A 21,817-nucleotide genomic window follows, 5' to 3' on the forward strand; every position below is an offset into this window, starting at 1 on the left:
CACGGACGGCTCGCTGGTACTGCCACAAGTCCGTGTGCAGCTGGTCTTGGCCTTCTGGGCGGAGACACCAGTGGCACCGAAGGCAACGACGGAACGCATCCCGTCAGCGCCCTGCGGCGCGGCGGCCGGGGCGGGGCCCCGCGGTGAAGTCGGTGATCACGAGAGCTCCGGCCACCGCTATGAGCGGTGTTCGGCGGAGTGCGGTCTTCAGAGGCATGCAGGAAAAGCCCTTTCAGCGGCATCAGCCGTTGGCCAGGGACACACTCCCGCGGCCGGCGACACGTCCATGAACCAGCGGACCCCGGCAACTCGGCGATCTGTTCGCCGAGCGCCTCACCGCGGCATGACGGCGCCTCCGCCAGAGGAGGCCGTGACCTTCCGACTCCTGAGCACGGACAACAGCGTGACGAAACTACGGCCGCCACGACGTCCCACCGCGATCTTCACACCCGAACGGCTAAATAGCGTTTGTGAATATCCCATTCCTGGCGTCCGCACCGGAACACCCCTCCCCTCTCGAACGAGGAGGCGTCAAAATTGACTTTGACAGGAAACTTTGATGTGCCGCTCCTAGCCAATCGAAGGTTTCGCACGCCGCACAGCACATCCCCGCGATCTCTTCAGGGTGAGTTGCCAATGCGAAGGCGTGATCATTGTTGGCATCCCAGCCCTTGCTGGGCAGACCTCGCAGGAGCGCAGACAGCCACAGCGCGCGGGCCGCGAGCCCGTCGGTTTCCTCGAACGTGGACGAAGGCTGTGGTGCCGGGGAGGTCTGGCCAGCGTGCAGCGGCCTCGGCTGTCAGCACGTGTACCGAGAGGCGGCGGGCATCCTGCGTCGCGGCTCGCACCGCGAGCGGCCCCCGGCGTATCCCTGCCCCACGACGACGCGGAGTCGACGGGGCTCGCGGTTCCTGATCATGCGGTCCACCTCCTCGCTGTGGTTCGGAATGGGGGTTGGGGGCGTACTCGCGGCGCGAGATCCGCCGTGGGCGGTAGCCGTAGGATGGGGAACGCCTCGGCCGTCCGGGACTCGCTTGGCCGCCTGTCCCGGACGGCCGAGTGCTTTTCGGGCGCGGCGGTGTGCGGCGCGAAAACCCACCGGCTGACCCCACCCCCGGTTCGATACGATGGCGACGGCTTGCAGCCCCGTTTCGTCACCGTGCGTGACGATGGCGCGCGATCGGAATGACCGCGTCGGCTGCGGCCTCCCGACCTGGGCCCGCCGTGGCAGCGCCACCGGCGCCGTACGTACGAAATGGAGCATCCAAGGATGGCTCGACACCTGGTAACCAGCGCGCTTCCCTACATCAACGGGATCAAGCACCTGGGCAACATGGTCGGGTCGATGCTTCCGGCGGACGTGTACTCCCGGTACCTCCGCCAGCGTGGTCACGACGTCCTCTACATCTGCGCCACCGACGAGCACGGCACGCCGGCCGAGCTGGCAGCCAAGGAGGCCGGGCTGACGGTCGCCGAGTTCTGTACGCAGGCGCACGACGCGCAGAAGGCCGTGTACGACGGATTCGAGCTGGCCTTCGACCACTTCGGGCGCAGTTCCTCGCAGCAGAACGTCGAGATCACCCAGCACTTCGCGCGCAAGCTGAACGAGAACGGCTTCATCGAGGAGCGAGCGATCCGTCAGGTGTACTCGCCGGTCGACGGCCGCTTCCTGCCGGACCGGTACGTCGAGGGCACCTGCCCGCACTGCGGCTACGACAAGGCCCGCGGCGACCAGTGCGAGAACTGCACCCGTGTGCTCGACCCGACCGACCTGATCAACCCGCGCTCGGCGATCAGCGGCTCCACGGACCTGGAGGTCCGCGAGACCAAGCACCTCTTCCTGCTGCAGTCCAAGCTCCAGCACGAGGTCGAGGAGTGGATCGCCACCGTCAGCGGCGAGTGGCCGCACCTGTCCACGTCCATCGCCCGCAAGTGGCTGACCGAGGGTCTGAACGACCGCGCCATCACCCGTGACCTCGACTGGGGAGTCCCCGTCCCGGCCGACACCTGGCCGGGGCTCGCGGCCGAGGGCAAGGTCTTCTACGTCTGGTTCGACGCCCCGATCGAGTACATCGGCGCGACGAAGGAGTGGGCGGATACCGCCGGCGACGGTGAGACCCGCGACTGGAAGTCGTGGTGGTACGAGGCCGACGACACCGTCCGGTACACGCAGTTCATGGCCAAGGACAACGTCCCGTTCCACACGGTGATGTTCCCGGCCACCGAGCTCGGCGTGCGCGAACCGTGGAAGAAGGTCGACGTCGTCAAGGGCTTCAACTGGCTGACGTTCTACGGCGGCAAGTTCTCCACCTCCCAGAAGCGCGGCGTCTTCACCGACGCCGCCCTGGAGATCCTCCCCGGCGACTACTGGCGCTACTTCCTGATCGCCAACGCCCCCGAGTCGGACGACTCCTCCTTCACGTGGGAGCACTTCACTGCCACGGTGAACAAGGACCTGGCCGACACCCTCGGCAACTTCGTCAACCGCGTGCTGTCCTTCTCCCGCAAGCGGTTCGGCGACGAGGTCCCGGCCGGGCACGCCACCGGCGAAGCGGAGGCGAAGCTGGGCGAGGAGATCGCACGACTGCTCGGAGAGTACGAGGAGCACATGGAGGTGCTCCAGTTCCGCAAGGCCGCCGCCGCCCTGCGTGCGCTGTGGTCCGCGGGCAACTCCTACCTGGAGGAGAAGGCCCCCTGGCTGGAAATCAAGACCGACGCCGACGGCGCCGCACTGACCCTCCGTACCGCGATGAACCTGATCCACCTGTACGCGGTCGTCTCCGAGCCGTTCATCCCGACGTCGGCCGCCGCCATGCGCGGGGCCTTCGATCTGGAGAACGACACCGCGACCTGGGTGACCGCCGAGCAGGCCAAGTCCCTGGACACCGTCCCGGCCGGTACCGCGTTCACGGTGCCGCCGGTGCTCTTCGCGAAGATCACGGAGGAGGACCTGGAGTCCTACCGTGAGCGCTTCGGCGGCGCCCCGGAAGCCTGACGGGCATCCCCGCTCCCGTACCGTCCCGACTCTCATCGGGCGGTACGGGCGTTGAGGAGGACGGGCAGGTCCGCGGGCGAGACGTTCATGGGCCGCACGCGCGGAGCCGGGCCGCCGATCTCCACGCACGTGACCCCGGCGGACCCGGGCACATGCTGGAGGTACCGGTCGAATCCGCTTCCGGTGAGCCACAGCAACAGGCAGGCGACGCCCCCACCGTGCCCGACGAGGAGGGTGGGCTGCCGCACCCCGGAGCAGACCTTGCCCCAGAGGCCCACGTAGCGGGCCTGGACGTCCTCCGACGACTCGCCACCCGGCGTTCGGAGCCGGTGGACCGGCACACCGTGGCGCACGGCCTCGGCGGCGAATCCTCTGGTCTCGGCCTCGGCCCTGCGACTGCCCCGGTTCCGGCACGACGGGCCGAGCAACGGCACGGAGTGGTCCGGTCGGTCGACCCTACGCGGACCCCTGGCCCCGGGGCTTTGGTGATGCGGAAGGCCAGAACAATGGTCTCTGGCGACGTTTCCCATCAGTTTTCCTGGAATCCTCGGCAAGGCCGTTCAGGACGGCCCGGACAACGTCATCAGCAGGATGAAGCCGGTCACGAGGACGAGCGTGACCGGTGCCGGCCGACGGGTACGGCCCGGTCCAGCAGTGACCGCGACCAGCGCGACGGTGAACACGGAGAGCAGGATCCACACACCGAGCCTGGTCGTCAGTTCTGAGGATGCGCCCACGGTCCGAGATGCCCAGGTGATTGTGCGGCCCAGCACCAGGCAGGTTGCTCCGGTCAGCAATGTCCAGATGATTCGGGCGGTCCGTTTCGCGGTGGGGTCGGTGCTGTCGAAGTCGCGGTGCGGACGGGACCGGAGCCCGAACCAGCGGCGGTGCAGCCAGGAAATCACTCGACCAGTGTGTCGTGCCTCCGTCTCAAAGGGGGTGCAGTTCGACGGACCGGCGAGCATCGTCTTCCCTCGGTGCCCTCGCCCAGGCGGACCGCCGACGTCTGGTGTACCGGGAGGCTGCCGCGGGAACGGTCTGGGCAGCTCAAACGCCTACGCGGTCGCGGCTGGCGTTCCTGCGGCGGTGCGGCCAGCAGCAGTTCGGGGTCAAGGTATTCCGTTCGGTATGGCGTCGGTGCGGGCCAACTGCGCGCTTTGTCGTCTCATCTGCTGGTGTTCTCCAGTTTGTACAGTTCGTAAGGGATGGCCGGGCCGTGCCTGGTGTTTCGGTCGGCTGTACCGACGCGGGTGAATCCGGCTTTCGTCAGGACGCGGCCGGAGGCGGGGTTCTCGGGGTGGTGCATGGCCTCCAGCCGGTTCAGACCTGCGCCGGTGAAGGCGACAGGGATGACCTGGGTGACGGCCTGGGTGGCGTAGCCCCTTCCCCAGCAGTCCTCGCAAAGGATGTAGCTGATGGTGCCCGTGGAGGGAGTTCGGCGGCGCAGAGAGATCAGGCCGATCGTCCGGGATTCTCTGAGGATGCACCAACTCCACTGCATCCGGGGGTTCTCGGCGGCTCTGGCAAGGGAGGTGCGAATCTTTTCGTGGGCTTGGTCGGGGGTGAGGGGTTTGCCGGTGGTGTACCGGATGGAGGCGCCGCTGTAGATGCGGGTGAGGGCTGGTGCGTCGTCGGGGCTCAGGGCCCGCAGGTCCACCATGTGGGGTCAGTTCCTTCGCGACGGCCGCCCGGTGAGGCGGGTCGAGCCCATGAGCACCGGGGCGGGTACCGGCCCGGTGCTGAAGACGTCGGAGTCATCGCCTGAGCCGGGCGGACTGACACGGCAGTCGGCGGAACGAATGCAACGACGAAGCCGGGTACCGGGTCAGGAGCGGGCGCACCGGCATGCGAGTTGGCGGCGAGGACAGCCGGTGCGGTTCGGCAGCGAGGGCCAGGGGCGCCATGCCCGCGGGCTCGGGCAGGGTGACGGCACGGCAGGCGAAGCGAGTCACTCGACGGCGTGGACAAGGACTGGCAACTCTGCAGCATGCACCGCGGCCCCGCCGTACGGCACTGCGTGGTGAGCGGTGTGGCGGGGTCAGGCGCGATATGGAGGTGCGTGTGGTGGCCTGCGCTGTCATCACTCTGGTGCGCTGCAGCGGGAGCGGGATAACAGAAGTGTCTTCCATGGTGCTTCTGCCCGACTCCGACAGGGCGGCAGGGTTTGGTGGTCCCGCGCTCCGCTCGCACGTCGCGTGGGACCGCCCCGGGCAACGTGCGCGGGTGTGTGCCGCCTGTCGGCTCCGAGCCGGTTTCGGGGCCGGCCTCCGGTCGCTCCTGGCCAAGTGCGTTTGTGGTCCGGTTCATTCTTTCCACGCCGGCTCGATGCCATTTCTGGAGATGGTCAGGAGCACTGGTTCCGTCACGCCGATGTCGCGCAGTGCGGTGGCGATGACCTCGGCCGCCCAGGTGGCGCTATCGAGCGACCAGAGCGGCAGGGAGCAGGGGATCGATGCCACGTTCTGCATGCCCTCGGCCTGTACTTCCCCGGCAAGTGATCGAGCCAGCCCGTGTGTCGGTGGGGCGGGTTCGCCGGGGTGGATGGACAGGCGCCCGTAGGAGTGTTCGAGGAGCTGTACGTCGACTTGCCGTGCCCGGTTCGACAGACCGGCTGATTCCCGGGCCGCGATGGTGATGACACAGTCGGCCGCCGGTCCTGGCCCCGAAGTGGCCACCCAGTCCGCGGCCTGGGACAGGTAGGCGAGGTCGTCGTCCGTGGGCAGGTGCAGGGGCACGATCGCGTGAACCCCGGTGAGCGTGTACACGCCCATGTGGTGCAGTGCATCGCTGAGGACGGTGGCCACTGGCAGAAGGGGAAGTCGCTGTCCGTGCAGTTGTTCTTGTACCGCGACCTGCATCCAGACCAGCTGGCGGACAAGGCCGTCCTCCGTCCAGTCCTCCCCCGCATCGTTGTGTCCCCACCGGCAGCCGTCCAGCGGACCGCGGCCCAGGTGAGTGCTGCTCCAGCCGTAGGCTTCCGCCCTGGTCACGGCAAGACTGAAGGCGTCCTCGTCCGCCAGGTCGTTCTCGGCAAGGATGCCGGCGATCCACGGGTGCCGGCGAAATACCCCGTGCAGTCCCATGATGAGGGTCGGGTCACTTGCGTCCATGTCCTACTTCGGTTCCGCTTCTATGCTCCGCACGACAGGGTGACGGTCTTGGTGACCGCCTTCTCAGGGGAGTCCGCGATACCGATCAGGTCGACATCGACGACGCTGCGCCACTTGGTTTTGTCCCTGCTCCCGCATTCCTTGCGGGCGTTGGCGCGGCGGGAACTGGCTCCTTTGCCGCCGGCCTTCACGCTCTTGGATCCTGATGCGACAGTCTTCCAGGTGTCTCCGTGCCTGGTCTGGAGCCAGATGGTGACCTTCGCCTTCGCGTTCTTGTGCTTTCCGAGCGGGTCGAGCCACCATCCGTGTGCCGATGCTGTCGCGGGCGGTGTGCTGGAGACGTGTACATGGTCTCCGTCGGTGACGAACCCGCCGACGTCCGACGGACTGGCCTCGGGAGCGGCGTAGGCCGACGGTGCGGCCGTGCTGACGAGCATGGCCACAGCCAGGGCCGTGAACGGGAAAGGTGCACGCATGGTACTCCCAGAAGGTGGAGAAGCGGCTGGGCGGTTGAAGTCCTGCTGATCTTTTACAGCCGCATGGGCAGCAACCTCTCTCGCGGGCCAGTTCACCCGATCGATTCGGGAGTACGGCCTGTTGACTCCCTGCCGCCCAGCGTGCCGGGGCCGGGGTGGTCTGCCGGAGAGCACCGTGACCGGTCGGCCGGCTCGTCGTCGAGCGCGTGAAGCCCTGTCCGCCTGCTGCTGGAGCTGCCCGTCCCGGTCCTCACGGCCTCGCCCGCGACCACGCAGCCCGGCTCCCACTCACCAGGGACCGCAGCCTGGTCGAACGGACCGCGGTGGACGGTGCGCTCGCCGCGGCAGGTCCTCGCCGACGTCGAACGCGGCCATCGGGGCGACGAGGATTACCGCACCGGCCCCGCCCGGCTGCTGGCCGACAAACTCCTGCGGGCCGGACGGCAGCCGCTGCCCGCACCTGGGGGACGCCCCGATCGTTGAACGGCACGGCTCGGCCGCTGAAGAAGGACCGCGCGGTACCCGCGACGCTCACCACCATGACGCCCGGCCCCCCATGGCAACGGCATTCGGCCTCGGCATCGCAGCACTCACCCGGTGGACGCCCCGGGCATCGGGAATGTCAGTGCCCTTTGACAAGGTTGGCTCCATGAGCCGAACCATCAATTACTCCATGGCGAACCGTGGCGAGGTTGCGCGTTTTCTGCCCGCCCAGGACCTGAGCGACGAGGAATCGCGGCTCCTGGACAGGATGCGGGAGCGGGCGCGGGCGCGTCAGGACGGTCTCGATGACCAGGAGGTGGACTGGGGGCTGTCGGTTCAGGACGCGTTGGAGGAGCTGGTTGCCGGTCGGGCCGATTCCACCGCGGAGTACGCCGGCAGCGCCTACTACGCGGCCCTCCAGATCATCATCGACCGCAACGCCTCCGACTCTTCCACCCTGGCGAGTTACCGAAGCCCAAGCACCTTCTTCTTCGCTCTGGACGATGCGCTGAGTGCGGCCGGGGTCCCGGCGGACCTGCTGCCCTACCAGTACATCTACAGCGGTCCGCCCTCGGAGATCGGGTTCCGCATCCCCCGCCCCCTGGAGGGTTCACCGGAGATCGGCTGCTGGCCGCTGGCGAAGGCCGGCCCCGCGGTGGAGGCCTACCGGGCGGTGCTGGACCGGGTAGACGCCGACCTGCGGTACGACCTGGAGGAACTGATCAAGGCCCTCGACAGCTGGTACTCGGAATGGGCCGAGGGCCAGGGCGCCTGGTGGTGGGCCGAAGACGGATCGATCTTCTTCTCCATCACCGGCTGAACCGGACCCGGGCGGCTTCTCCTCGCCGGCCGTGCGGGCCGGCGAGGCAGGATCCGATCAACCGATGACGCACGCAGCCATGTAGCAGCCACCTTCCATCACGACCGAAAGCGCACGTTCCGCGCCCTTTCTCGACCGAGCCCGATGCCGCCGCGCGCCGGGCCGGAGAGTGGCCGACCCGCACCCGGACAGGCCATGCCCAGGCGGCACCGCAGCGGGACGCATCGACGGCCAGGGGTGCTGGCGCCCCGTCCGGCGACCGCTCCGCCTTCACCGCCCTGCACCCGCCGCTCGACTGTGTTTCCCGGAAACGCGGTCGCGCCGGGCCGTGCCCCGTTGCTACAAGAGGGCATGGGAATATGGACCGACGCCTTCATCGCGCCCCCGGAACCGACTCTCCTGCGGCCGGAGGCGTTCGGCCGACTCGCGGTCGAGCTGGCGCGCGAGCGTGTGGTCCGGACCCCGTGGGCGCTCGTCGCGGGCAGGCTCTGTGTCAACGCGAGCCTCAACTGGGGCAGCGTCAGCGGGCAGGCCCGCTGGGACCGGCCTCCCGTGGGCACGGTGCTGCGGACCGAGGAGTACCCGGGAGAGGTGCCGGACCCGGACGACGATCCCCCGCCCTGGGGTCCCTCGCACGAGGAGGTCCGGCTGCTCGCCTCCGGCGAGAAGGTGCTCGACCTGCTGCCGGCGCTGCGGTCCGCCCCGTACGGCGACGAGGACATCGCCGTCGTCTTCGATCACATGGACTTCGGCAACCGGGCGATCACCGACTACTTCCAGTACGAGGACCACCGCACGACGCTGGCCTGCTTCGCCCTGGCGGGCCCGCAGAACCGGCCGCTGTCCGCCAACACCTGCGGGGACATGGACGGCGGGCCGGTGCTTCCGGTGCGAACCTGCGTGGTCCACACCTTCAAGCACGCGCTGGGCCATCTCGGACTGGAGGGCGGCCCGGTACCGGCGCTCGCCTCCGTCACCTCCCGCTGGTTCGGACCGGACCAGGTCGGCGGCGAGACCTGGGGCTGACCCCGCCCCGGCCCCGCCCTTGAGGCCGCGGCATCACGTGAGGCCGAAGAGGAGGGTGTCCTGCGTGTACCCGGCGACTCTGTGCTTCGCGCACCACCATTCCTCGTGCTCGAATTCGAGTTTCTCCGTGAGCTCCTGGACGTCGGCCCAGAAGTCCGGGGCCATGCGGACCAGGACGTCACCGTAGGCGTCTGCGGCAGGTTTGGCCCTGTCCAGCGGCAGGTGGCCGATGGCCGGGTACCCGTCCACCGGGCGCGGTATGCCGGGAAAGCCGTGCGGCGGTCCGCCGAAGAGGTATCCGCCGGGCAGCAGGTCGCCCGGCACACCCAGGCGGCGCCGCTCACCGGAAGCTGATGCCCTCGGTGGAACACCGCGCTCACAGAGAACTGAACAACCGGGCCGAGAACTCTCACCAACCAACGAGACAGCGGGAACGGGCCACGAAGGGCTTCCGCAGCGTCGGCGCCGCCGTCGCGGCCACAGCGACGCCGCTGGCTCTCATCGGCCTGGAATACCTCTTCTTCGTCCGTCTCGACGCTCGGGGTGAACGTCACGGAGGGGGCGGGGTAGGGAGTGCCTCAGCTGGGCCGGCGGAAGGCATTGCACGGCCTCTTGTGGAGGCGTGCGAGGATCGGGGATGTCCGAAACACTCCCCACTTCCGAAATACGCCTTTCCCGGCCCGGTGCGCGACATGCTTGTTGCCGCGATCCTCCGTGGCGAGAAGACAACCACCACGTCCCTCCGACAGGACTACGAGCGCGAGGCTCTGCCCAAGGTCGGCGACCGGGCGCTCGTGATCGACTCCGCGGGCTCGCCGGTCTGTATCGAGGAGATCGTGGGCGTCCGCGAGGTTCGGCTTGCCGACGTCGATCTGCGCCATGCGATCGACGAGGGCGAGGGCTTCGAGACCGTGGCCCAGTGGCGCGAGGCGCATGAGGCTTTCTGGGCGAGCCCGGACTATCTCGACTCGATCGGCGACCCCGGCTTCACGGTCGACGACGACACCATCGTTGTCCTTGCCCGTTTTCGCGTGCTGCCGCTCGGCTGAGAAGACGGACGGGCGGTCGGCTCGGCCCGGTGCTGCAGCGGACCGAAGCGACGGAGTCCGACATTGCCCGGCCAGGGCGTGTGTCGGAAGTGCTCCAGTGACCTGTGACAGCGAACCTTGCCCGATTGCCACCGAAGATTGATTGACGACGGTATGTGCCATCGAGGATTGACTGCGCAGGGCAAGGATGCCGCGGCTGATCTGTTCCGATGACGTCCAGTGCGACTGCACCAGGCTGTTCCTCGCCTCTTGGACGCCGTTTTGCCGGAGCGGCAACAGGAGTGGCGTGACCGGGCCACGATGAGTGACGTTGGGCCCATGACCGACAACATCGCAGCGGGACCGCCCGCGTCTGACACTTCCTTGCCCGGCGACGGATACGTCGGAGACCCCGCGGTGCGGGCGGAGTGGGACAACCGATACGCCGACCGACAACAGCTGTGGAGCGGCCGGCCCAACGGTGCGCTCGTGGCCGAGGTCGCCGGGCTCACGCCCGGGCGGGTGCTCGACGTCGGCTGCGGCGAGGGCGCGGACGCCGTCTGGCTCGCGCGCGGCGGCTGGGAAGTGACCGCGCTCGAGGTCTCGGGCGTGGCGCTGGAGCGGGCGGCCGGGCACGCGCGGGACGCAGGCGTCGCCGTTCGCTGGGTACACGCCGCGCTGACGGAAGCGGCGCTCCCGCCGGCCTCCTTCGACCTGGTCTCCGCGCAGTATCCGGCCCTGCTGCGCACCCCCGACGCCGCAGCCGAGCGAGCGCTGCTCGCGGCCGTCGCGCCCGGCGGCGTGCTGCTGCTCGTACACCACGCGGGGATGGACACCCAGCAGGCGCACGACAGCGGCTTCGACCCGACTGACTACGTCTGGCCCTCGATGGTCGCCGCCCTGCTCACCGACGACTGGAAGGTGGAGGTGAACGAGCAGCGACCACGCGTGGCACCCGACGGCGGTGCCGGCGCGCACCATACCGACGACCTGGTGCTGCGTGCGCGACGGCTGCGCTGAGCCCCTCCGCTCACAACAGGCCCGGCATCTGGGCGGACTGGACGACCGAGCCACCGAAAACGGGCTGCGGCCTCTCGTGGATCAAGGGTGTTCCCGCTGCTTCGAAACCGCGCAGTCGTTCCGGCTCGGATGCCGATGAGTCCGCCTCGGCGCCCTGCCCCGCTCCGAAGCCACCGACAATCGGGGATGGTGTCCAGCACATTGACCTGGGCGGTCGATCTTCGATGGCACGAACTGAGCAGTGGTTAACCTTCGATGGCAAACGGTCAAGGTTCACTGCCACAGGTCGTCTGGGTTGGCTGACGTGAGCGAGCGGGGACGGGGTTACCGATATGTCGGACCGGTCGAGCTGAAGGCTGCGGTGCGGCCTGGTGACGGCGGGCGTCGGATCGGTTCGGCGGCTGACTTCGGTGGCTGGATCGCGGAGCAATCGGTGGCGGAGTCGGCCGAACCGTTCACCTTCGTGGTCGGTATGGACGGTGTGCTCCGGCTGGCGCCGCGGCGAAGTGAGCACGTGGCCTGTGCCGGCGGAGACATGGTTCTGAGTGCCGGCGAGATCAGCTTCATGAGCGAGGCAGACCGGTGGACCGTGAACGAGGTCAGCAACCAGTCCACCGGGTACTGCCCGGACGTCACCTCCTGGGCGGAGGTCGCCCGCGCACTGGACGCTGTAGAGCTCCGGCGGCCCTCCGGCTTCACCCACGAGGTGGTGTTCCGGCGGTGCCCCGACTGCCAGGAGCACAACATCGTCCGCGAGGACGACTTCGTCTGCGTCTTCTGCGGCAGCGATCTGCCCGCGGCGTGGAACGTGGATCCCACCGCGTGACGGCAAAGGGACACAGCCACTCGCTGATGGCGGCGACGAGGACGGTCGCCTCGTAGCGGACGGCGAGCTTGTCATAGCGCATGGTGACAACGCGGTGTCTCTTGAGTCGGTTTATCCCGCGCTCGACCGCATGGCGCTCGCGGTAGTCGGCCGGGTCGAAGCGCGGCGTCCGACCGCCGCGGGAGCCGAGCTTCTGGCGGTTGCGTGCCTGGTCGGCCTTGTCGGGGATGGTGCAGAGGATCCCGTGGCGGCGCAGGCAGGCGCGGTTCCGGCGGGAGGCGTACGCCTTGTCGGCCCGTACCCGATCGGGACGAACGAGTGGCCGGCCCGGCCCGATGCGGGGCACGCGAACCTTCTCCAGCACCGGTTCGAACTGTGGCGAGTCTCCACGCCGCCCTGCCGTCACCACGGTCGACATGGGCTTTTGACCCTGTTCGACAGCCAGGTGCAGCTTGGTGGTGAAGCCGCCGCGCGAGCGTCCCAGCCCGTGATCACCAGGCTCGGTGAACACGCCACCCGGCGGTTCCTTCTACTGGTCGCCCTGTTTGCGGGCCCCGGCCGCGTGCTGGTGGGCGCGGCACACCGCGGAGTCGACGCTCAGGTCCCAGACGATCGCGCCTTCCGCGTCGGCCAGGGACTGGAGCCGGGTGAGGATCCGCTGCCGGGTACCGTTCCGTTGTCACCGGCGGAACAGGTCGTACACCCGGTTCCAAGGTCCGTACTCGATGGGGACGTCCCGCCACGGAATGCCGGTACGGACCCGGGACCGTATGCCGTCGATCGACCGCCGCCGAGGCTTCAACCCACCGATGAGGAAGCGCACAGGGGGCGGCTCCGTCGCCTGCGTACGTGCGCTGCGCTGTCGGGCGTCAGCCTTCGGATTCTCGCGCTGAGTCATCGGGCGCATGCCGGGCTGGACGGGCCCTTCATCCTGCTGGAAACGCCCGGCTTCCAAGACCCGGACCCGGTCGACCTGTGAACCAACGGGTTTCACGTCCAGACCGGCCGTACGGTCTTCGACAGCGGCCGGGGAGACGCGGGCGCGACCACCTGCCTGCTCTCCCGGACCAAAATCCGGCCGGTCGACGCGGTGTGGGAACCCATCGAGTTCGCCTGGGCCCCTTCAAGGGGCGGTTCCAGGACTGGGCCGAGGGCGGTGGCGAAGGGGTCGTGCACTGCCCGTCCTGCGCCCGGTTGTCCGGATTGACCGGTGGAGCTGGGAGGACGACTACTACGCGTGCGGGCACCTCGGGTTCACGTTCTGGGGCTGGGCGGAGCTCATGTCCGACTTCACCCGGGAGATCGGCCGCGAGCCGGGCGGCCACCGCGCCGTGCTCCTCGCCGGGAAGCCGTAGAGCGTGGGCCGCGGGCCGGGCATGCCGTCGGGGACGGGATGCCCGGCCCGCGGACACGGGAACGGCTGATCAGCTGGTCCAGAGGACCGGGCTGTCGCTGTACGCGTCACCCTCCTCGAACGAGGCAACCGCGATGGGATCGGTCTTCGTGGCGCTGAGCGAGCAGGTTTCGTACGACGCGCCCTTGGTGGTGAAGTCGCGGGGTGCCGTCTCGCTGTCGCACTTGCCCGGGAGGTCGCCGATCAGAATGACGCCCGTGGGGCCTCCGCCTTCCAGCTTGCCGCGCAGCCTCAGCGACGCGTACGACAGGTCGGTGCCGCCGACGTTCTCCACCTTCATCCGGATGTAGTAGGGCGTCATGCCCTTCGCCTTGTCACCGAAGGGGGCCATGTCGGCCTCGGCACCCTTCTCGATCGCCGTGACGGTCACGGCGACGGTGCCCTTCTTGTCGGTCCCGTACTTGAACGGCAGGACCGCTCGGTCGCCTATCTTGAACTTCGTGCCCGGTGCGGCGACGTCACCACCGGCCGGAGCAGCAGCGTCGTCGCTGGGGTCCGCGGACGGGCTCTTGCTGCCCGGGTCGGACGACGCCGGGGCGGAGGCCGACGGCGAGTCCTGCGCCGGTGCCGCGTCCTCGCCGTCGTTGCAGGCCGTGAGTCCGAGCACCAGGGTGGTGAGGGCAACTGCGGAGACGATACGTCCCTTATTTATCATTTTGACCTAACTGGCAGCAAGGGCTGCCTGTACGGCAGCCGGAGCGTTCAACTGGGCGAAGCGCCCGGCCATGTGACCGGACGCGCCGACGCGGCACGACGACGGCGGTGCGTCAACGAGGCGCGCCGCGAAGCCATCTCAGACTGAGGCGGGAATGACACAGACTCGCCACAGGCACGGCACAGGCACGGCACAGGGCGTGCGGCGGGTGCGGCACAGGGCGCGCGAGGGGTGCGGCACAGGTGAGTGACGGGCGCGGCACGGCTGGGCGGGCTCCACCGTCTCCGTCGTCGCGATGCGCACCGACGTCTCGCGCGGGGCCGCCCAGCGCCACTTCCGGCCCACGAGGACCTGTTCACCGGAGCCGTCGAGCACGTCGCCGAGGAACGCTCCGCCGCCATGCGTGCCGTCCCCGGCCAGGACCGTGCCGCCGGCGTAGCCGCCCTCGTCGGCCCCAGGGACGAGCCGTGGCGCAGTGGGCGGCGGTCGACCGCTGCCCCGCGTTGCCGGGCTCTGCGCCCCGTGTCCCGCGCCGCCGTCGCCGCGGCGCTGCTGTGCCGGGCCGTGGTGGCGTCGCTCAGCTTTCGCCGTGCCCGCCAGCACGCAGGACCGTCAGCCGGAAGCCGGACCCCGTGCCCGGTCACCGCACCCGCCGCCCGGCACGCGGTCCCGTACTCCGTAAGTCCGCGCCGAGGCGCCCGGCCCGGCCGCCGCCCCACCCGGCACGCGGGTACCGCAGCCGCCCCGCGCCGCCCAGGTATTCGACCGCACGCGTGGTGACCATCGTCATAAGGCTGGACTGTAGTGACCGTCGAGACCGGTCAGGCCGGTGTTCACCGCCGGCAGACGGTGACCCTGCCCCTGGGGAACCGATCCGCCCAGCAAGCTCCTCTCCTTCATACGCGGTTCAAACTGCACGTGCGGCTGCTGATTGCGAGTTGCTCTGGCGACGCCGACGGTGACGTGCAACGGCATCGTTGTTGGCGCAACGCACCGAGCAGTAGGTGCGTCGGCCGTTGCGGGAGGTGTCGACAAACGCCAACCCGCACGTGGGACGTGCGCAGCGCCCCAGACGCCGAGCGTCGGCGGAGCACGCGACGTAGGCCAGTCCGGCTGCCGTGATGGCCCGGACGTGATCGGCCGCGTCGGCGTCGGCGGCGCTGTAGTGCAGGTGGGGCCGGCCGTCGTGCAGGGAGATGCGGGGGCTGGTGGAGGCGTTGGCGAGCAGTCCGTTGATCGCCTGGCACCGTTGTTCGAGGCTCTGGTGCCCGAAGCAGGCGGCCAGGCGTCGGCTCCAGGCCCAGACGGTCTCGGCCTGTGCGTCGGTGAGCGTGCGGCGCACCACGCCGTGGGCGGCGAGCAGCGGTTCCAGGTGCTCAGGGCGTGGTGGCGCGGTCAGGTTGACCAGGTCCGCGGCAAGACGGGCGGCCTCCCCGCCGTAATGGTTGAAATGCATAAGAGCATTGCATCACGGTGAGGTTGAGCCGTGAAGGTGCGTAACGAAGGGCGCGGTTTTCAGCACGGCAGGCACAGCACGCCTTCGACGGCGCCGATCATGAGAATCTCTGAAGGAGTAGCCCGGTGAACTTCCCCCGCCTGCCACAGCGGAGTGCCGCGGCGGCGCCGATCCTGATACTCCTTCAGATCGTCAGTCTTCAGATAGGTGCGTCCGTGGCCAAAGGGGCGTACGCCACCGTCGGTCCCACGGCGCTCGCCGGTATGCGCCTGGCCTTCGCAGCCGCCGTCCTGTGGCTGCTGGTCCGGCCGCGGCTGCGTGGGGTGACGCCTGCACAGTGGCGGTCGGCAATCGCGCTCGGTCTGGTCTTCGCGGGTATGAATCTGGCCTACTTCCGGGCCATCGACCACCTGCCGATCGGGGTGGCCGCGACCCTGGAACTGCTCGGGCCGCTCGTTTTGTCGATCGCCCTGTCCCGGCGGCTGGAGCACGTTGTGATAGCGCTGCTGATGCTCGTGGGCGTCCTCTTGCTGGCCGCCCCGGGAGGGGCCCTGTCCACCACCGGAATACTGCTGGGATGCACCGCCGCAGTATGCCGGGCCGGGTACGTCCTGCTGAGCCGCCGGGTGGGGCAGCTGTTCCCCGACTGGACCGGTCTGGCCCTGGCACTTGCGTTCGGCGCCTGCCTGCTGACGCCAATCGCCGCCATCACCAGCGGTGACCACGTCGTGGCCCATCCCGCCGCGCTCGGCACCGGGCTCCTGGTGGCCCTGCTGTCATCCCTGATCCCGTACGCGCTGGACATGACAGTTCTGCGACACATCGACACACGAGCCTTCGGAGTACTGCTCGCACTGAGCCCGGCCGTGGCCGCGGGCATCGGCTTCGCGCTGCTGCACGAGGAGCTCACCACCCGCCAGCTGTGCGCCATGGCGCTGGTCGTGCTCGCCGGAGCCTGGTCTGCACATCGCGCCACCCGACGCAAGGAGCCCGCCACCGCCCAGCCGGCACCTGGTCGGCGTGAGGAAGCCTCCCCGGAACCGCGGACCCGGTGAGACGCGCTGGCGCGTTGGGCCGGTGGTCTTGAGGCATCGGCGGACGTCGTTTCGCTGCCGCACGGGCCCGTGGCCGGCGCACCGATGTAATGGTTGAAGTGCTTCAGACCATGTCCTGCATGACCTTATTGACCATCGCGGCCGGTGAACGACCACCATCATTTACCGAGTATTCAGCGCAGACGGAAAGGCGGACCTTGGGCACAGCCGGGCGGCACATTGTTGCCGCTCACATTGAAATCTGCGCATGTAAGGAACAGGTCGTTGTATTTGCCGAGCAAGAAGGCGATGACACCGATCACCACCGTGATGCCGACGGCCATGAAACGCTGAGCCGCAGGAAGTTCGTCATAGTCGGACAGCAGAATTTTCGACAGAAGCCAGGTTAGATATGGAGCACCCACCAGGGTGATCAGCACCTCGAAGTAATGAAGGTAGTGGAAACCCCCGCTCCTCGGTGCCGTAATACCCAGAACAATCCAGAGGGACGGCAATAGCAATGCGATCCAACTGCTCCAGGGCACGGCAACTCTTCTGCGTAGCGCCAGGCCCGAGAGCAGTACGGCCGTGGCCACGGCCCAGAGAGCCATCGCACTGTCGAAGAAGATGTCGCCATAGGCTCCGTATGTGAACGCCGGCCACCAGATGACTAATGTTCCACCCGCCGCCGCGGCCGCAGTGGTTCGCAGAACAGAGTGGATTTCAGGTAGGCCACGCTTGGCGTTCGGGCTCGGATCGCGCGGCTCCCCATGCATCATTCCGACTCCATCAATTCACCGTCAAGCCAGCAGGCGATTAATTCCATTCGCTTCTCTTCGCAAGATAAATTCGACTCACCTGACAATATATGGATGCGACTTCCCGAGTTATGGCAACACGCCGTTGCGGCAGTGGGTCTCGCATTTCTTCGCATGACCGCCCAGCCGCAGCGGGTTCCCTCCGAGCCCGTATGCGCGCCCGCTGCGTGCGCGAGCCTCGATGGCCTATGGGCAGTTCTACCGCGCCATCGTCAGGAGGCCAGGATGCCGATGCCGATGCCGTCACCGAGGAGTTTCAGCCCCGGGACGAATAACAGGACCGCCATCACGGCGACATCGTCCAGGAGCCCGCCGCTCCTTCCGCGACGGGCTGCGCCTGTTCCGGCTCCCGCCACACATCTTCTACGGCCTCCAGGAATTCCCCACCCCCGAAGGCAACAGGGATGCCTTCGGGGGTGGGGGAACAACTGGGCGGCCTCTGGGGCCCTGTGTGGTTGCGATCGAGTGGTCAAAGGACGCGAGCCAGTGCGTCCGGCCCCACGACGTGCAATGGTGGATCGCCGCGCAGGAACCGCAGCACCTCCTCCACGGCACTTGCGCCGAGCCGCTGCCGGCACTCGGCGGTGCCCGCCGCCTGATGCGGGGTGAGCAGCACGTTCGGCAGTTTCCGGAACGGGTGGCGGACCGGCAGTGGTTCCATGTCGAAGACGTCGATCGCCGCGTCCAGCCGGCCCGACGACACCTGTGCCAGAAGCGCGTCCTCGTCGACGAGCCAGGAACGGGCGGTGTTGACCAGACCGGCGCCATCGGGCATCAGCGCCAGTTCCCGCGCACCCAGCATGCGCCGGGTCTCGGCGGTGGCAGGGGCGTGCACGGCGACGATCCGGCTGCGCGACAGCAGCACGTCGAGCGGTACGCGCTCCACGCCGAGTTCCCGCGCGTCCGCCTCGGAGAGGTACGGGTCGCTCACGCCCACCCGCGCCCCCATCGCCTTCGCCAGCTCGATGTACGCGCGGCCGGTGCGGGACGCTCCGATGACTCCGATCGCACAGCCCTGGATCTCGTGCCGCGGCGGGGCCTGGCCGGCCTCGCTCCAGTCGGCTCCGCCATGCAGCGCGTGGTCGAAGCGGTGGATGCGGTGCAGCAGAGTGAGAGTGAACGCCAAAGCCACCTCGGCGACCGGGCGTGCCATCGCGTCACCGGCCTGGGTGACGAGGATGCCCCGCCGGAAGACTTCCTCGGAGACATACGGGGCGACCGCCGATCCGGTGTGGGCGACGATCGCCAGTCGGTCGGCGACGTCGAGGAGTTCCTCGCTGAGGCGGGGCATTCCCCAAGCGGTGATCAGGGCACGGGCACCGGGCAACGCCGCACTGAGTGCGTCCCGGTCGGTGTGCTCGTCGAGGACGGTCGGCTGCCCCGCGGTGCAGAGGCTCTGCCACACCGCGGGGGTGAAGAACTGCTCACGAAGGTGCGGGGGTACGGCGACGACGACCCGCGGCAGAGGGGCCGCCCCCGGGTCAGGAGAGCCAGGCATCGACGTGCTCCGCGACGAAGGCGTCGTCGGTGAGCCAGGAGTGGGCCGCGGCGACCCGGGTGATCTCCTCGGCCTGACCGGGAGACAGGGCCTCCTTCGGATCGAGACACCAGATGCCCTCCAGCAGGCCCTGGCGGCGCAGCACCTCGTGGACCCCGGCGATGCAGCCGCGGAATCCGCCGCGCACGTCGAACACCGCGCTGTTGGCGTCGGTGAGCTCCGGGCGGCGGGCGAGGCAGCCGACCATGGCGTCGTGGTCGCCGGCACGTGCCCGCCGGACCTGATCGAGGAGGGTGACGGCGGAGCCCGTCCACACGGCCCACTGGCCGAGCAGCCCGCCGGCGAACCAGCGCCGGGTACCGTGCGCCGTCTCGTACGGGGTGAGCAGGTCGCCGATGATGTCGTCGTCGTTGCCGGTGTACAGCGCCACCTCGTCGGCCCGGTCGGCGGCGGCCACGGCGCGTACGACATCGGCGGTGCGGTAGCGGTCGAAGGGCGCGATCTTGATGGCCGCGGTGTTCGGCAGGTCTGCGAATGAGCTCCAGAACGACGGCGAGAGATAGCGTCCGCCGACGGCCTCCTGGGGGTAGAAGCCGATCACCGGCAGTACCTCGCCGACGGCGCGGGCCCGGTCCAGCAGCCCCTTCTCGTCGGCGCCGGACACGGCGGGGCTCAGCAGCACCGCGTCGTAGCCGAGGGAGGCCGCGAGCTCGGCTTCGGAGACGGCCTGCGCGGTGTGACCGCAGGCCCCGGCGACGGTGACGACGGGGCGGCCGGCCTCGTTCCGCACGGTCTCGGCGGCGAGTTCGAGGACCGGTGTCAGCAGGCCGATGCCCGGTTCGCGGATCTCGAACTGGGTGGTGTGCACGGCGACGGCGAGGCCGCCCGCGCCGGAGGCCAGGTAGTAGCGGGTCAGTGCGCGTTGCCGGCGTTCGTCGAGCTTGCGGTCGGCGCCGAGGGCAAGTGGATGAGCAGGGATGACGGCTCCCTCGGCGAGCACGTCCATCGGAGTGCGTGCCGGGGCTGTCGTGGCCGCCGAGGCGGGTACGGGTTTGGGAGTGGTCGCGGCTACGGGGCCGGGTGCGGGCGTGGTCGCGACCACGGACGTACGGGACATGGGGTGGATCAGAACCTTCCGTCACGGACCTGGAACTTGGTGGGCTTGCCGGACAGCGGCAGCCCGCGGCGCAGCCAGTCGGCCTGCCATTCGACGAGGGTGCGCAGGGGGATGTCGGGGTAGCCGAACAGTGCGTGGCAGAGGCTTGCGTCGGAGAGCAGTGCGGTGGGCGCCTCTTCGCCGACGACGACCGGCTCCCGGTCGAACTCCTCGCCGAACCATTGGGCGAGCCGGCGTACCGAGGCCGTCTCGGGGCCGGTGAGGTTGAGGGTGAACGCCGAGTTGTCGGTGGCGTGGAGGAGGGAGCGCAGGGCGACTTCGTTGGCGTATCCCTGCCACACCACGTTGGCGTGGCCGGTTGTCACGTCGACGGGTTCGCCGGTGTGTACCCGGTGGGCGATGTCGGCGAGGACGCCGTAGCGCAGGTCGACCGCGTAGTTGAGGCGGATGTTGGCGACCCTGGTGCCGCGGGTCAGCGCCGCATGGTCGAAGATCCGCTCCCGGCCCAGGCAGGACATGGCGTACTCGCCGACCGGACCGATGGGGTCGTTCTCGGTGCAGCCGCCGGAGGAGGCGGGGACCAGTGGGTACACGTTGCCGGTGGAGAATGCGGCGATCCGTGCGTGTGGCCAGCGGCGTGTGACCCGGTCGGGCATGGCGGCGTTCACCGCCCAGGCGTGCGAGGGTGCCCCGGCGGAGCCGAATTTGGCGCCGACCATGAAGACGACGTTCCCGGCGTCCGGCAGTGCGGCCAGGTCGGCGGCCGGATCCATCAGGTCGAAGGCGACGGTGGAGATGCCGGCGGCCTCGAGTTCGTCGGCTGCGGCCCGGTCGGACCAGCGGGAGACCGCGTAGACGGTCAGGTCGGTGCGGCCGGCGGTGTCCAGCGCCCGGCGGGCCAGCTTGCACAGGCTGGGGCCCATCTTGCCGCCGGCGCCGAGCACCAGCAGGTCGCCCTCCAGGCGCCCGAGGTCGGCGACCAGTGCGGGGGTGGGGGTGGCGAGCCGCTCTTCGAGCGCGGCCTCATCGGTGAACATTCGTGGCTATCCCTTGATTCCGGACGCGGTGACGCCCTCGGTGAAGTAGCGCTGGCCCACCATGTACGCGGCGAAGATGGGCACGAACGCGATGACGGAGCCGGAGAGCACCACGTTGAGCGGCACGTTCTGCTGCTGGAGCGAGGCGATGCCGACGGTGAGGGTGCGCATGTCGGTGGACTGGCCGATGACCAGCGGCCACAGGAAGTCGTTCCAGTGCCACAGGAAGACGAAGACGCCGAGGGTGGCCAGGATCGGTTTCAGCAGCGGCAGCACGATCCGGTGGAAGATCTGCCACTCGCTGCAGCCGTCGAGCCGGGCCGCCTCGAACAGCTCGTCCGGCAGCCCCTGGATGAACTGCCGCATCAGGAAGACCGCCTGGGCGTTGGCCAGGGTCGGCACGATCAGACCCCAGTACGTGTCCACGCCGCCCAGCTTCGCGATCATCGCGAACGTCGGGATCATCGTGACGTGGTACGGGACCATCACCATCGACAGGAACGACCAGAACATCGCCTCCCGGCCCGGGAAGCGCTTCTTGGCGAAGGCGTACCCGGCGAGCGAGGCGAGCAGCAGCACGCCGACGACCGAGACGACCGAGTAGACCAGCGTGTTGAGCAGCCAGCGCGGCACGTCCTGGGCGTTCATGACGGTGTCGTACGCCTGGCCGGTCAGCGGCCACGGCAGCAGGCTGCCGGGGAACTCGACCGCCGCGGACGGCTTCAGGGAGAGCACGACCATCGCGTAGAACGGGAAGATCGTCGCGATCGCGGCCACCGTCAGCAGCACGGCACGCCCGATCCGGCCGGCCCGGGTGGGGCGCATGCCGTGCGGGACGGTGTCCCGCTCCGACAGTTTGCGCAGCTTGCGTTCGGTACGGCGTGCGGTGCGGCGTGCGGCCCGGTCGCCGGCGGCGGGGGCCTTCGCCGCGGGCGGGGTCTGGGTCTGGGTCTGGGTGGGTGGTGCGGTCATGGTCACTGGTCCTTCCCGATCACGAGCCGCTG

22 protein-coding genes and 3 pseudogenes are annotated in these 21,817 nt (G+C 69.1%); 10 read left to right on the top strand and 15 right to left on the bottom strand.

Annotated features, from left to right (window positions below; genetic code table 11):
- Window positions 1–1,270: 1,270 nt before the first annotated feature.
- Window positions 1,271–2,995, top strand: a complete 1,725-nt coding sequence (gene metG / locus ABZZ04_RS31605; protein ID WP_356935652.1) for a methionine--tRNA ligase — start codon at window positions 1,271–1,273, stop codon at window positions 2,993–2,995.
- Between the two features lie 32 nt (window positions 2,996–3,027).
- Here metG and ABZZ04_RS31610 read toward each other — a convergent pair whose 3' ends face one another.
- The 5 genes from ABZZ04_RS31610 to ABZZ04_RS31630 form a co-directional block, all read right to left on the bottom strand.
- Complete coding sequence (locus ABZZ04_RS31610; protein ID WP_356935653.1) at window positions 3,028–3,429, bottom strand: histidine phosphatase family protein; 402 nt, start codon at window positions 3,427–3,429, stop codon at window positions 3,028–3,030.
- Window positions 3,430–3,555: 126 nt separating this feature from the next.
- Window positions 3,556–3,960 carry a hypothetical protein gene (locus tag ABZZ04_RS31615; RefSeq protein WP_356935654.1) on the bottom strand — a complete coding sequence of 135 codons (405 nt, stop codon included), beginning with the start codon at window positions 3,958–3,960 and terminating at the stop codon, window positions 3,556–3,558.
- Window positions 3,961–4,160: 200 nt separating this feature from the next.
- Complete coding sequence (locus tag ABZZ04_RS31620; RefSeq protein ID WP_356935655.1) at window positions 4,161–4,655, bottom strand: GNAT family N-acetyltransferase; 495 nt, start codon at window positions 4,653–4,655, stop codon at window positions 4,161–4,163.
- Window positions 4,656–5,298: 643 nt separating this feature from the next.
- Window positions 5,299–6,105: a hypothetical protein gene (locus ABZZ04_RS31625; RefSeq protein WP_356935656.1), complete on the bottom strand. Its 807-nt coding sequence runs from the start codon at window positions 6,103–6,105 to the stop codon at window positions 5,299–5,301.
- A 20-nt stretch (window positions 6,106–6,125) separates the two neighbouring features.
- On the bottom strand, window positions 6,126–6,581 hold the full coding sequence (locus ABZZ04_RS31630; RefSeq protein WP_356935657.1) for a hypothetical protein: 456 nt from the start codon (window positions 6,579–6,581) through the stop codon (window positions 6,126–6,128).
- A gap of 330 nt (window positions 6,582–6,911) precedes the next feature.
- On the opposite strand from ABZZ04_RS31630, the gene ABZZ04_RS31635 reads away from it, so the two are divergent.
- The 3 genes from ABZZ04_RS31635 (at window position 6,912) to ABZZ04_RS31645 (ending at window position 8,910) form a co-directional block, all read left to right on the top strand.
- Entirely contained in the window at window positions 6,912–7,064 is a 153-nt protein-coding gene (locus ABZZ04_RS31635) for a hypothetical protein (RefSeq protein ID WP_356935658.1), read from the top strand.
- Between the two features lie 166 nt (window positions 7,065–7,230).
- Window positions 7,231–7,884: a hypothetical protein gene (locus ABZZ04_RS31640; protein ID WP_356935659.1), complete on the top strand. Its 654-nt coding sequence runs from the start codon at window positions 7,231–7,233 to the stop codon at window positions 7,882–7,884.
- A gap of 351 nt (window positions 7,885–8,235) precedes the next feature.
- Window positions 8,236–8,910, top strand: a complete 675-nt coding sequence (locus tag ABZZ04_RS31645; protein WP_356935660.1) for a hypothetical protein — start codon at window positions 8,236–8,238, stop codon at window positions 8,908–8,910.
- A 33-nt stretch (window positions 8,911–8,943) separates the two neighbouring features.
- Here the strand turns inward: ABZZ04_RS31645 and ABZZ04_RS31650 are convergent, their stop codons facing one another.
- Entirely contained in the window at window positions 8,944–9,234 is a 291-nt protein-coding gene (locus tag ABZZ04_RS31650; protein WP_356935661.1) for a hypothetical protein, read from the bottom strand.
- Between the two features lie 8 nt (window positions 9,235–9,242).
- Between ABZZ04_RS31650 and ABZZ04_RS31655 the strand changes: the two are divergent.
- From ABZZ04_RS31655 to ABZZ04_RS31670, 4 genes and pseudogenes are all read left to right on the top strand, one after another.
- Window positions 9,243–9,347: pseudogene (locus ABZZ04_RS31655) on the top strand (IS6 family transposase); the annotation flags it as partial.
- 255 nt (window positions 9,348–9,602) lie between these two features.
- On the top strand, window positions 9,603–9,959 hold the full coding sequence (locus ABZZ04_RS31660) for an ASCH domain-containing protein (protein WP_356935673.1): 357 nt from the start codon (window positions 9,603–9,605) through the stop codon (window positions 9,957–9,959).
- Window positions 9,960–10,277: 318 nt separating this feature from the next.
- Complete coding sequence (locus tag ABZZ04_RS31665; RefSeq protein ID WP_356935662.1) at window positions 10,278–10,958, top strand: class I SAM-dependent methyltransferase; 681 nt, start codon at window positions 10,278–10,280, stop codon at window positions 10,956–10,958.
- A gap of 304 nt (window positions 10,959–11,262) precedes the next feature.
- On the top strand, window positions 11,263–11,784 hold the full coding sequence (locus ABZZ04_RS31670; RefSeq protein WP_356935663.1) for a hypothetical protein: 522 nt from the start codon (window positions 11,263–11,265) through the stop codon (window positions 11,782–11,784).
- Window positions 11,785–11,857: 73 nt separating this feature from the next.
- Here the strand turns inward: ABZZ04_RS31670 and ABZZ04_RS31675 are convergent.
- The 3 genes and pseudogenes from ABZZ04_RS31675 to ABZZ04_RS31685 all read right to left on the bottom strand — a co-directional run.
- Window positions 11,858–12,295 (bottom strand): annotated as a pseudogene (locus ABZZ04_RS31675) (transposase); the annotation flags it as partial.
- Window positions 12,296–12,463: 168 nt separating this feature from the next.
- Window positions 12,464–12,691 (bottom strand): transposase, encoded by a 228-nt coding sequence (locus ABZZ04_RS31680; RefSeq protein ID WP_356935674.1) that lies wholly within the window; start codon window positions 12,689–12,691, stop codon window positions 12,464–12,466.
- Window positions 12,692–13,208: 517 nt separating this feature from the next.
- Window positions 13,209–13,853, bottom strand: coding sequence for a hypothetical protein (locus tag ABZZ04_RS31685; protein ID WP_356935664.1), 645 nt, complete (start codon window positions 13,851–13,853; stop codon window positions 13,209–13,211).
- A 295-nt stretch (window positions 13,854–14,148) separates the two neighbouring features.
- Between ABZZ04_RS31685 and ABZZ04_RS31690 the strand changes: the two are divergent.
- Window positions 14,149–14,303: pseudogene (locus tag ABZZ04_RS31690) on the top strand (TetR/AcrR family transcriptional regulator); the annotation flags it as partial.
- Window positions 14,304–14,760: 457 nt separating this feature from the next.
- On the opposite strand, the gene ABZZ04_RS31695 reads toward ABZZ04_RS31690, so the two are convergent.
- Window positions 14,761–15,309, bottom strand: a complete 549-nt coding sequence (locus ABZZ04_RS31695) for a CGNR zinc finger domain-containing protein (RefSeq protein WP_356935665.1) — start codon at window positions 15,307–15,309, stop codon at window positions 14,761–14,763.
- 215 nt (window positions 15,310–15,524) lie between these two features.
- Here ABZZ04_RS31695 and ABZZ04_RS31700 point away from each other — a divergent pair, with 215 nt between their 5' ends.
- Entirely contained in the window at window positions 15,525–16,364 is an 840-nt protein-coding gene (locus ABZZ04_RS31700) for an EamA family transporter (RefSeq protein ID WP_356935666.1), read from the top strand.
- Window positions 16,365–16,537: 173 nt separating this feature from the next.
- Here ABZZ04_RS31700 and ABZZ04_RS31705 read toward each other — a convergent pair whose 3' ends face one another.
- From ABZZ04_RS31705 to ABZZ04_RS31725, 5 genes are all read right to left on the bottom strand, one after another.
- Window positions 16,538–17,122, bottom strand: coding sequence for a hypothetical protein (locus ABZZ04_RS31705; RefSeq protein WP_356935667.1), 585 nt, complete (start codon window positions 17,120–17,122; stop codon window positions 16,538–16,540).
- Between the two features lie 508 nt (window positions 17,123–17,630).
- Complete coding sequence (locus ABZZ04_RS31710) at window positions 17,631–18,659, bottom strand: hydroxyacid dehydrogenase (protein ID WP_356935668.1); 1,029 nt, start codon at window positions 18,657–18,659, stop codon at window positions 17,631–17,633.
- Window positions 18,643–19,665, bottom strand: a complete 1,023-nt coding sequence (locus ABZZ04_RS31715; RefSeq protein WP_356935675.1) for a dihydrodipicolinate synthase family protein — start codon at window positions 19,663–19,665, stop codon at window positions 18,643–18,645. Before ABZZ04_RS31715 ends, ABZZ04_RS31710 begins: the two co-directional genes overlap by 17 nt.
- A gap of 119 nt (window positions 19,666–19,784) precedes the next feature.
- Window positions 19,785–20,813: an NAD-dependent epimerase/dehydratase family protein gene (locus tag ABZZ04_RS31720; protein WP_356935669.1), complete on the bottom strand. Its 1,029-nt coding sequence runs from the start codon at window positions 20,811–20,813 to the stop codon at window positions 19,785–19,787.
- Window positions 20,814–20,819: 6 nt separating this feature from the next.
- A complete protein-coding gene (locus ABZZ04_RS31725; protein WP_356935676.1) occupies window positions 20,820–21,638 on the bottom strand; it encodes a carbohydrate ABC transporter permease in 819 nt (272 codons plus the stop codon).
- Window positions 21,639–21,817 lie beyond the last annotated feature (179 nt).

Source organism: Streptomyces sp. NPDC006435 (assembly GCF_040612315.1).
Lineage (GTDB): Bacteria > Actinomycetota > Actinomycetes > Streptomycetales > Streptomycetaceae > Streptomyces.

Coding starts and splice junctions, on each gene's coding strand:
- metG (WP_356935652.1), top strand. CDS start 1,271: ATGGCTCGACACCTGGTAACCAGCGCGCTTCCCTACATCAACGGGATC.
- ABZZ04_RS31615 (WP_356935654.1), bottom strand. CDS start 3,960: ATGCTCGCCGGTCCGTCGAACTGCACCCCCTTTGAGACGGAGGCACGA.
- ABZZ04_RS31620 (WP_356935655.1), bottom strand. CDS start 4,655: ATGGTGGACCTGCGGGCCCTGAGCCCCGACGACGCACCAGCCCTCACC.
- ABZZ04_RS31625 (WP_356935656.1), bottom strand. CDS start 6,105: ATGGACGCAAGTGACCCGACCCTCATCATGGGACTGCACGGGGTATTT.
- ABZZ04_RS31630 (WP_356935657.1), bottom strand. CDS start 6,581: ATGCGTGCACCTTTCCCGTTCACGGCCCTGGCTGTGGCCATGCTCGTC.
- ABZZ04_RS31640 (WP_356935659.1), top strand. CDS start 7,231: ATGAGCCGAACCATCAATTACTCCATGGCGAACCGTGGCGAGGTTGCG.
- ABZZ04_RS31645 (WP_356935660.1), top strand. CDS start 8,236: ATGGGAATATGGACCGACGCCTTCATCGCGCCCCCGGAACCGACTCTC.
- ABZZ04_RS31660 (WP_356935673.1), top strand. CDS start 9,603: ATGCTTGTTGCCGCGATCCTCCGTGGCGAGAAGACAACCACCACGTCC.
- ABZZ04_RS31665 (WP_356935662.1), top strand. CDS start 10,278: ATGACCGACAACATCGCAGCGGGACCGCCCGCGTCTGACACTTCCTTG.
- ABZZ04_RS31680 (WP_356935674.1), bottom strand. CDS start 12,691: ATGCGCCCGATGACTCAGCGCGAGAATCCGAAGGCTGACGCCCGACAG.
- ABZZ04_RS31685 (WP_356935664.1), bottom strand. CDS start 13,853: ATGATAAATAAGGGACGTATCGTCTCCGCAGTTGCCCTCACCACCCTG.
- ABZZ04_RS31695 (WP_356935665.1), bottom strand. CDS start 15,309: ATGCATTTCAACCATTACGGCGGGGAGGCCGCCCGTCTTGCCGCGGAC.
- ABZZ04_RS31705 (WP_356935667.1), bottom strand. CDS start 17,122: ATGATGCATGGGGAGCCGCGCGATCCGAGCCCGAACGCCAAGCGTGGC.
- ABZZ04_RS31710 (WP_356935668.1), bottom strand. CDS start 18,659: ATGCCTGGCTCTCCTGACCCGGGGGCGGCCCCTCTGCCGCGGGTCGTC.
- ABZZ04_RS31715 (WP_356935675.1), bottom strand. CDS start 19,665: ATGGACGTGCTCGCCGAGGGAGCCGTCATCCCTGCTCATCCACTTGCC.
- ABZZ04_RS31720 (WP_356935669.1), bottom strand. CDS start 20,813: ATGTTCACCGATGAGGCCGCGCTCGAAGAGCGGCTCGCCACCCCCACC.
- ABZZ04_RS31725 (WP_356935676.1), bottom strand. CDS start 21,638: ATGCGCCCCACCCGGGCCGGCCGGATCGGGCGTGCCGTGCTGCTGACG.